This is a genomic window from Pseudomonas sp. NPDC089554 (assembly GCF_050280645.1).
Taxonomy (GTDB): domain Bacteria; phylum Pseudomonadota; class Gammaproteobacteria; order Pseudomonadales; family Pseudomonadaceae; genus Aquipseudomonas.
Window position 1 is genome coordinate 1 of the sequence record NZ_JBNNVR010000145.1, and the last position, 7888, is coordinate 7888.

Below are 7888 nucleotides of genomic sequence, written 5' to 3' on the forward strand. Positions count from 1 at the left end.
ACATGTCGTTGTCGTTGAGGATCACCAGCATGTCGGCGGCGACTTCCTGGGCGTGGTTCAACGCCTCGAAAGCGGCCTGACCTACGGCGTGTACTCGGCATTCAACCCGATGCAGGTACGTGGCCCGTTCATGATCAACCTGCAAACCCGCGCCGAACTGAGCGAAGGCACCCTCAAGCTGGTGCAGGGCTTGCTCGCCGACTACCTGAGAACCGGCCCTGCCCAACAGGAACTGGACGACGCCAAGCGTGAGCTGGCCGGCAGTTTCCCGCTGTCCAACGCCAGCAACATGAGCATCGTCGGGCAGCTGGCCGCCATCGGCTTCTACAACCTGCCGCTGACCTGGCTCGAGGACTTCATGCAGCAGTCCCAGGCCCTGACCGTCGAGCAGGTCAAGGCCGCCATGAACAAGCACCTGGCGGCCGACCAACTGGTGATCGTCACAGTCGGCCCGAACGTGCCGCAAAAGCCCCTGCCACCCCCTGCTGAAAAATCCGCCGAGCAGCCGCCTGGCGTACCGGAGCACTGATGCCAAGACCACATACCCCCGCCGCAAAAGGCCAGGCCAGCAACAAAGGCCAGGGGCACCTGCGCATCATCGCTGGCGAATGGCGCAGCCGCCGCCTGGCGGTGCCGGAAGGCGAAGGCCTGCGACCAACCCCAGACCGGGTTCGCGAAACGGTGTTCAACTGGTTGGCGCCTTACATCGAAGGCGCCCTGGTGCTGGATGCCTTCACCGGTAGCGGCGCCCTGGTACTCGAAGCGCTGTCGCGCGGGGCCAAGGACGCCGTGGCGCTGGACAGCAACCCGGCCGCCATCGCCAACCTCAAGGACAACCTCGAGGTCCTGCGCTGCCCACGCGGACAAATCCTGCAGACCGACGCCCTGCGCTACCTGCAAGGCCCGGCCAAGCAGCAATTCGACGTGGTGTTCCTCGACCCGCCCTTCCACCAGGACCTGCTGGCCAACACCTGCACCCTGCTGGAGCAAGGCCAGTGGCTGCGTGAACAGGCGTGGGTGTACACCGAAAGCGAGGCCGCGCCGTCCTCGCTGCAACTGCCGGGCAACTGGCGCCTGCACCGTGAGAAGAAGACCGGCCAGGTCCACTACGCATTGTGGCAGCGTGGCTGAGCAGCGCCGCACAAGCGACCAACAGCCCAGGCACGGTAGCGGTGTTTCATGGCACTCTAGGCAGGCACATCACGAGTCGCCCAGCATGCCCAGCCTCACCGCCACCTTCCGCCCGGCCACCGGGCTCGCCAACCCGCACTTGCAAACCCTTTGGGGGCCTCTCTGGCGCAAGATGCCAACCTTGCCCCGCACCCGCGAACGCCTGTGGCTGGCCGATGGCGACTTCATCGACCTCGACTGGCACGGCCCGCATCAGCCCGACGCACCGCTGGTACTGGTACTGCATGGCCTGACCGGCTCCTCCAACTCGCCCTACGTAAAAGGCCTGCAACTGGCCCTGCAGGCGCGCGGCTGGGCGAGCGTGGCAGTGAACTGGCGTGGGTGTTCGGGCGAGCCGAACCTGCTTGCGCGCAGCTACCACTCCGGCGCCAGCGAAGACCTGGCCGAAATCGTCAGCCACCTGCGCGCGCAGCGACCCATGGCGCCCTTGTACGCAGTGGGCTATTCACTGGGCGGCAACGTGCTGCTCAAGTACCTGGGGGAAAGTGGCTCGGCGAGCCAGCTGCAAGCGGCAGTGGCAGTCTCGGTGCCGTTTCGCCTGGACCAATGCGCCGACCGCATCGGCCAAGGCTTTTCCAAGGTCTACCAGGCGCATTTCATGCGCGAGATGCTCGCCTATGTGCAAGACAAGCAACGGCACTTTCGCGACCAGGGCCAGCAGGAGGGCCTGGCGTCGATCGAGCGCCTGGGTTCGCTGCGCAACCTCAAGACCTTCTGGGACTTCGACGGCAAGGTCACTGCGCCGCTCAATGGCTTCGCGGACGTGCACGACTACTACCGGCGCGCCTCCAGCCGCTATTACCTGGGCGAGAACCGCACGCCAACGCTGATCATCCACGCCAACGACGACCCCTTCGTCTCCAGCCACAGCCTGCCGACAGCGGCAGAACTGTCGTCGCAGACACATTTCGAACTGCACAGCCACGGCGGGCATGTCGGCTTCGTCGATGGCAGCCTGCGCAACCCCCGGTATTACCTGGAGCGGCGCATTCCACAGTGGCTGCTAGAGGGGCAGTAAACCCCATCAATTCCCGGTCGCGACCCCATGCCGTGGGTCGTTGATCCACTCGCTCCACGACCCGGCATACAACCGCCCCAGCGGATAACCCGCCAGCGCCAGCGCGAACAAGTTGTGGCAGGCCGTTACCCCCGAGCCGCAATACGCCACCAGTTGCTCCGGCGAACGCCCAGCGAGCCGCTCGGCGAAGCGCTGCTTGAGCTGGTCGGCCGGCAGGAAGCGCCCGTCCGCCCCAAGGTTGTCGGTAAACGCCGCGCACTGTGCGCCGGGAATATGCCCGGCGACCGGGTCGATCGGCTCCACTTCGCCGCGAAAACGTGGCAGCGCACGGGCGTCGATCAAGGTCAGCGCGGCATCGTCCAGGCGCTTGGCCAGGTGCTCGGCATCGATCAGCAGCTTCGCATCCGCCTTGCCACTGAACGAGCCCTCGCGCTTGAACGGCGGGTCCAGGCTCAGGGGCAGGTGCGCGGCGTGCCAGGCCTTCAGGCCGCCATCGAGCAGGAACACGCCATCGCGCTTGCCCAACCATGCCAGCAACCACCAGGCCCGTGCCGCGAAGGCGCCGGGGCCATCGTCGTACAGCACCACCTGGCTGTCGTTGTCCATGCCCCAGCTACGCAGACGCTCCACCAGCTTGGCCGGCTCTGGCAGCGGGTGGCGACCCGTCGTGCCCTTGACCACCGGGCCGCTCAGATCACGCTCGAGGTCGGCGAAATGCGCGCAGGCGATATGCCCCTCGGCATAGCTGCGCTGGCCGTAGTCCACATCTTCCAGGGCGAAGCGACAGTCGAGGATCACCAACCCCGGCGAACCCAGGCGCTCGGCCAGTTGCTGCGGGGTGATCAATTGCGCGAGGGGCATGACAATCTCCTGATGGTCTGGCAAACGCCCTGGCTCACTGCTCCAGGGCCTGATTGAAGGGGATGTGGAACTCCTGGCACAGGGCATCCACGGCGGCGCGGGCCTCTGCGGTGACGAAACCGAGTTCGAGCACCAGTACCTGGTAGACCCCACGTTTGAAGGCTTCTTCACCCAAGTGCGTGGAATGTTCGCGGGTGGTGCTGAGAAAACGTACCCAGGAGGTCAGCACGATCCAGGCATTGATGGTCAGCGACTCGATCTGCGCGGTCTCCATGGCCAGGATGCCGGCATCGACGAAGCCTCGGTAGATCGCCTGGGCCTGTTGCAGGCAACGCTGGGAAAACCGCCGATAGCGGGCGGCAAGCTCCGGGTCGCTGTCGAGCAAATGCTCCAGGTCGCGGTGCAGGAAACGAAAGTTCCACATCGCCGCCAGCAGGGCATTGAGGTAGAAGCGCTTGTCTTCGACAGTCAGCCCGCGGCCCTGCGGTGGGCGCAGGAAGCTGTCCACCAGTTGCTCGTACTGGCTGAACAGCAGGGCGATGATCGCCTGCTTGTTGGGGAAGTGGTAGTACAGGTTGCCCGGCGAAATCTCCATGTACGCAGCAATGTGGTTGGTGGTGACGCTGCGCTCGCCCTGTTGGTTGAACAGCTCCAGGCTGCTCTGCACGATACGCTCGCGGGTCTTTATACGCGGGGCCATCCGTTGACTCCCAATCTCCAAGTTTCGACAAGGATTCATATTACGGCCATCGTCGTGCACGGTGCACCGGGTGTAAGTATGAAAAACAGATGACAGGCAAATTAGAGTATAGACTCTAAAGACTCGCCAGCGCTTTACGGAGCCACCATGACGTCGTCCTTCAACTTGCCCGCCGTGCATTCCGACCTCCAATTGCAGGGGATGTTCGCTGCCCAGCGCGCCGCGTTCGCCGCCCACCCCATGCCTGAGGCCGCGCAGCGCCGGCAATGGCTCAAGAGCCTGCGCGAGGCCCTGTTGAGCGAGCGCCAGGCGCTGGTGCAAGCGGTGGATGCCGACTTCGAGGGACGCAGCGCCGACGAAACCCTGATGGCGGAATTGCTGCCTGCAGTGCAGGGCCTGCGGCATGCCGAACGCCACCTGCGCCGCTGGATGCGGCCGGAGCGGCGCAAGGTTGGCCTGGCCTTCCAGCCGGCCGCCGCCCAGGTGCTGTACCAACCTCTGGGCGTGGTGGGCATCATCGTGCCGTGGAACTACCCACTGTTCCTGGCCATCGGCCCGCTGACCTGCGCGCTGGCCGCCGGCAACCGGGTGATGCTCAAGCTCAGCGAAGCCACGCCAGCCACCGGGCTTGCGCTCAAGGCTTTGCTTGCGCGGGTGTTCCCCAGCGACCTGGTCAGCGTGGTGCTCGGCGACATCGAGGTGGGCCAGGCCTTCGCCCGACTGCCCTTCGACCACCTGCTGTTCACCGGCGCCACCCAGGTCGGCCGCCAGGTGATGCTGGCCGCCGCGCAGAACCTGACGCCGGTGACCCTGGAACTGGGCGGCAAATCACCTGCCATCGTTTCCGCCGAGGTGCCGCTCGACGCCGCTGCCGAGCGCATCGCCTTCGGCAAGACCCTCAACGCCGGCCAGACCTGCGTAGCGCCCGACTACGTGCTGGTGCCCAACAACCGCCTGGCTGCCTTCGCCGACGCCTACCAGCGTGCGATACACCGCCTCTACCCACGCATCGCCAACAACACGGACTACAGCGCGATCATCAACCCACGCCAGCTACAACGCCTGGAACGACTGCTGGAGGATGCCGCCAGCAAAGGCGCCGAAGTGCTCGACCTGTATGCCAGCGAAACGCGCCAGGGCCGCCGCCTGCCGCCACACCTGTTGCTGGGCGTGAACGACGACATGCAGGTGATGCAGGAAGAAATCTTCGGCCCGCTGCTGCCGCTGGTGCCCTACGACAACCTCGACGACGCCCTGGCCTACATCAACCAGCGCCCTCGCCCACTGGCGCTGTACTACTTCGGCTACGACCGCGCCGAGCAGGCGCACGTGCTGCGCCACACCCATTCCGGTGGCGTGTGCCTGAACGACACCCTGCTGCACGTGGCCCAGGACGACCTGCCGTTCGGCGGCATCGGCCCCTCCGGCATGGGCCACTACCACGGCCATGACGGTTTCCGCACTTTCAGCCAGGCCAAGGCGGTGCTTAGCAAGCAGCGGATCAACGCGGCGCGGCTGATCTACCCGCCTTATGGCAAGGCCTTGCAGCGCTTGGTCCACAAGCTGTTCATCCGCTGAGCGGAGCTGCCATGCACCGCCGCGACCTGCTGCGTTTCAGCCTGGGCGCCAGCGCCTTCCTGGCCACCGCCAGCCTGATCGGCTGCGCGCCACAAACGCCTGGCGAAGGCTACCTGGCCCTGCGCGACGATGACCTGCCGCTGCTGAATGCGCTGATTCCGGTGGTGCTGGCCGGCACCGCCGCCACGCTCAAGCCGGTACTGCGCAAGCTCGACCATGCGCTGGCGGCGCTGTCGCCGGAAATGCTCAAGCTCACCCGGCAACTGTTCGATGTGCTCAGCCTGCCGCTGACACGTGGCCCGCTGAGCGGCGTCTGGGTGGGCTGGGAGAGCGCCAGCGCCGAGCAGATCGAGGCCTTCCTGCAGCGCTGGCAGGGCAGCTCGCTGAACCTGCTGCGCATGGGCCACGCCTCGTTGCTGCAACTGCTGTTGATGGCCTGGTACGCCTGCCCCGAAGCCTGGCCGGGCTGCGGCTACCCCGGCCCACCCCGAATCTGACCTGACGAGAGCCCTCGAAATGCCGGTTGCCGACCCCTTTCGCCAAGGCCTCGAACGAGGCTGGACCACCCATGATGGCTCGCGCCTGTCACACGACCTGACCCTGGAGACCGACGTGGCCGTGATCGGCAGCGGCGCAGGCGGCGCCACCAGCGCGCAGATGCTCAGCGCTGCGGGCCTCAAGGTGTTGCTGGTCGAGGAAGGCCCGCTGCGCACCAGCAGCGATTTCCACCTGCTCGAGGACCAAGCCTACTCGGCCCTGTACCAGGAAGGCCTGGGGCGCATGAGCAAGGATGGCGCCATCACCATCCTGCAAGGCCGCGCAGTCGGCGGCACCACCCTGGTGAACTGGACATCGAGCTTTCGCACGCCCCCGCAAACCCTGCAACACTGGGCCCGCGAGCATGGGGTGAAAGGCCTGGGCAGCGATGACCTGGCGCCCTGGTTCGAGCGCATCGAGCAGTACCTGGGCATCGAGCCGTGGATCATGCCGCCCAATGGCAACAACGATGCGCTGCGCCGGGGTTGCGAGGCGCTCGGCTGGCACTGGGCGGTGATCCCGCGCAACGTGCGCGCCTGCCGGAACCTGGGCTACTGCGGCATGGGCTGCCCGGTGAATGCCAAGCAGTCGATGCTGGTCACCAGCATTCCAGCCGCCCTCGAACAAGGCGCAGAACTGCTCTACCTGGCCCGTGCCGAGCGCTTTCGCCACAACGGCGAGCGTATCGACGAACTGCACTGCCAGGCCTTGGACGCTGGCGGCGTAACCCCCACCGGGCGGCGCATCACAGTGCGCGCACGCCACTATGTATTGGCCGGGGGCGGCATCAATAGCCCAGGCCTGCTGCTGCGCTCCGAGGCGCCCGACCCGCATCGGCGCCTGGGCAAGCGCACCTTCCTGCACCTGGTGAACTTCAGCGCCGCCCTGTTCGCCGAGCGCGTCGCCCCTTACTACGGGGCGCCACAGTCCATCTACAGCGACCATTTCCAATGGCGCGACGGCGTCAGCGGGCCTGTCGGCTACAAACTGGAGGTGCCGCCGCTGCACCCGGCCCTGGCCAGCAGCCTGCTGGGCGGGCACGGCCAGGACAACGCCCGACGCATGGCCGAGCTGCCCCACACGCAGATGATGCTGGCGCTGCTGCGCGATGGTTTTCACCCCGAAAGCCAGGGCGGCCAGGTGGAACTGCGCGGCGATGGCTCGCCAGTGCTCGACTACCCGGTCACCGACTACCTGCGCGAAGGCCTGCGCCGCGCCTACCACAGCATGGCCGAGGCGCAGTTCGCCGCAGGCGCCCGCCAGGTGCTGCCGGTGCACGCCGACGCGCGCTACGTCAGCACCCCGCAGCAGGCCAAGGCGCTGATCGATGGCTTGTCGCTGGAAGCGTTCCGTACCCGCCTGGGCAGCGCCCACGTCATGGGCGGCTGCGCGCTGGGCGAAGACCCACGCCAGGCGGTGTGCGACAGCCTGGGGCGGCACCACCAGCTCCAGAACCTGTCCATCCACGACGGCTCGCTGTTCCCGACCAGCATCGGCGCCAACCCGCAGCTGTCGGTGTACGCCCTGGCCGCACGCCTCAGCGACGCCCTGGTCGCCCGCCTGGCACGGGGTGCATGACAACGATTGTGCGCACTGTCTATAGTGCCCGCATCCGGCCGCGCGACTTGGCCGAGCGCAATCGCTGCGCTACCATCCGACTCCCCAACGCACTCCAGCCAGGATGACGCGATGAACCGAGTGTTGTACCCGGGTACTTTCGACCCCATTACCAAGGGCCACGGCGACCTGGTCGAGCGCGCCTCGCGCCTGTTCGACCATGTGATCATCGCGGTGGCGGCCAGCCCGAAGAAAAACCCCCTGTTCCCGCTGGAGCAACGGGTAGCGCTGGCCCGTGAGGTCACCAAGCACCTGCCCAATGTCGAGGTCATCGGCTTCTCCAGCCTGCTGGCGCACTTCGCCAAGGAACAGAACGCCAATGTGTTCCTGCGCGGACTGCGCGACCCCCACGATACCCAGTGGTCGTTCTGCTTCGCCGGCATGCC

At 66.4% G+C, this 7888-nt stretch carries 8 protein-coding genes and 2 pseudogenes; 7 read left to right on the forward strand and 3 right to left on the reverse strand.

The annotated features are described in order from the left end of the window. A pseudogene (locus ACQKPE_RS25270) lies at positions 1-73 on the reverse strand (1-deoxy-D-xylulose-5-phosphate synthase N-terminal domain-containing protein); the annotation flags it as partial. Between ACQKPE_RS25270 and ACQKPE_RS25275 the strand changes: the two are divergent. The 3 genes and pseudogenes from ACQKPE_RS25275 to ACQKPE_RS25285 form a co-directional block, all read left to right on the forward strand. Next, a pseudogene (locus tag ACQKPE_RS25275) lies at positions 62-529 on the forward strand (M16 family metallopeptidase); the annotation flags it as partial. The pseudogenes ACQKPE_RS25270 and ACQKPE_RS25275 overlap by 12 nt on opposite strands. Further along, positions 529-1131, forward strand: a complete 603-nt coding sequence (gene rsmD, locus ACQKPE_RS25280; protein ID WP_427669417.1) for a 16S rRNA (guanine(966)-N(2))-methyltransferase RsmD — start codon at positions 529-531, stop codon at positions 1129-1131. The pseudogene ACQKPE_RS25275 and the gene rsmD, both read left to right, overlap by 1 nt. An 85-nt stretch (positions 1132-1216) precedes the next feature. Then, positions 1217-2209, forward strand: coding sequence for a hydrolase (locus tag ACQKPE_RS25285; RefSeq protein ID WP_427669418.1), 993 nt, complete (start codon positions 1217-1219; stop codon positions 2207-2209). A gap of 6 nt (positions 2210-2215) precedes the next feature. Here the strand turns inward: ACQKPE_RS25285 and ACQKPE_RS25290 are convergent, their stop codons facing one another. Then, entirely contained in the window at positions 2216-3070 is an 855-nt protein-coding gene (locus tag ACQKPE_RS25290) for a sulfurtransferase (RefSeq protein ID WP_427669419.1), read from the reverse strand. 34 nt (positions 3071-3104) lie between these two features. Next, positions 3105-3770, reverse strand: a complete 666-nt coding sequence (locus ACQKPE_RS25295) for a TetR/AcrR family transcriptional regulator (RefSeq protein ID WP_427669420.1) — start codon at positions 3768-3770, stop codon at positions 3105-3107. 147 nt (positions 3771-3917) lie between these two features. Here ACQKPE_RS25295 and ACQKPE_RS25300 point away from each other — a divergent pair, with 147 nt between their 5' ends. The 4 genes from ACQKPE_RS25300 to coaD all read left to right on the forward strand — a co-directional run. Beyond that, positions 3918-5348, forward strand: coding sequence for a coniferyl aldehyde dehydrogenase (locus ACQKPE_RS25300; protein ID WP_427669421.1), 1431 nt, complete (start codon positions 3918-3920; stop codon positions 5346-5348). 11 nt (positions 5349-5359) lie between these two features. Beyond that, positions 5360-5845 carry a twin-arginine translocation pathway signal protein gene (locus ACQKPE_RS25305; protein ID WP_427669422.1) on the forward strand — a complete coding sequence of 162 codons (486 nt, stop codon included), beginning with the start codon at positions 5360-5362 and terminating at the stop codon, positions 5843-5845. Positions 5846-5864: 19 nt separating this feature from the next. Then, positions 5865-7463: a GMC family oxidoreductase N-terminal domain-containing protein gene (locus ACQKPE_RS25310; RefSeq protein ID WP_427669424.1), complete on the forward strand. Its 1599-nt coding sequence runs from the start codon at positions 5865-5867 to the stop codon at positions 7461-7463. Positions 7464-7574: 111 nt separating this feature from the next. Continuing rightward, positions 7575-7888, forward strand: a 314-nt coding sequence (gene coaD / locus ACQKPE_RS25315) for a pantetheine-phosphate adenylyltransferase (protein ID WP_427669425.1), incomplete at its 3' end; no start/stop codon positions are given.

Excerpts from the sequence above, each read along its gene's own strand:
- ACQKPE_RS25285 (WP_427669418.1), top strand. The coding sequence starts at position 1,217 with ATGCCCAGCCTCACCGCCACCTTCCGCCCGGCCACCGGGCTCGCCAAC.
- ACQKPE_RS25295 (WP_427669420.1), bottom strand. The coding sequence starts at position 3,770 with ATGGCCCCGCGTATAAAGACCCGCGAGCGTATCGTGCAGAGCAGCCTG.
- ACQKPE_RS25305 (WP_427669422.1), top strand. The coding sequence starts at position 5,360 with ATGCACCGCCGCGACCTGCTGCGTTTCAGCCTGGGCGCCAGCGCCTTC.
- ACQKPE_RS25300 (WP_427669421.1), top strand. The coding sequence starts at position 3,918 with ATGACGTCGTCCTTCAACTTGCCCGCCGTGCATTCCGACCTCCAATTG.
- rsmD (WP_427669417.1), top strand. The coding sequence starts at position 529 with ATGCCAAGACCACATACCCCCGCCGCAAAAGGCCAGGCCAGCAACAAA.
- ACQKPE_RS25290 (WP_427669419.1), bottom strand. The coding sequence starts at position 3,070 with ATGCCCCTCGCGCAATTGATCACCCCGCAGCAACTGGCCGAGCGCCTG.
- ACQKPE_RS25310 (WP_427669424.1), top strand. The coding sequence starts at position 5,865 with ATGCCGGTTGCCGACCCCTTTCGCCAAGGCCTCGAACGAGGCTGGACC.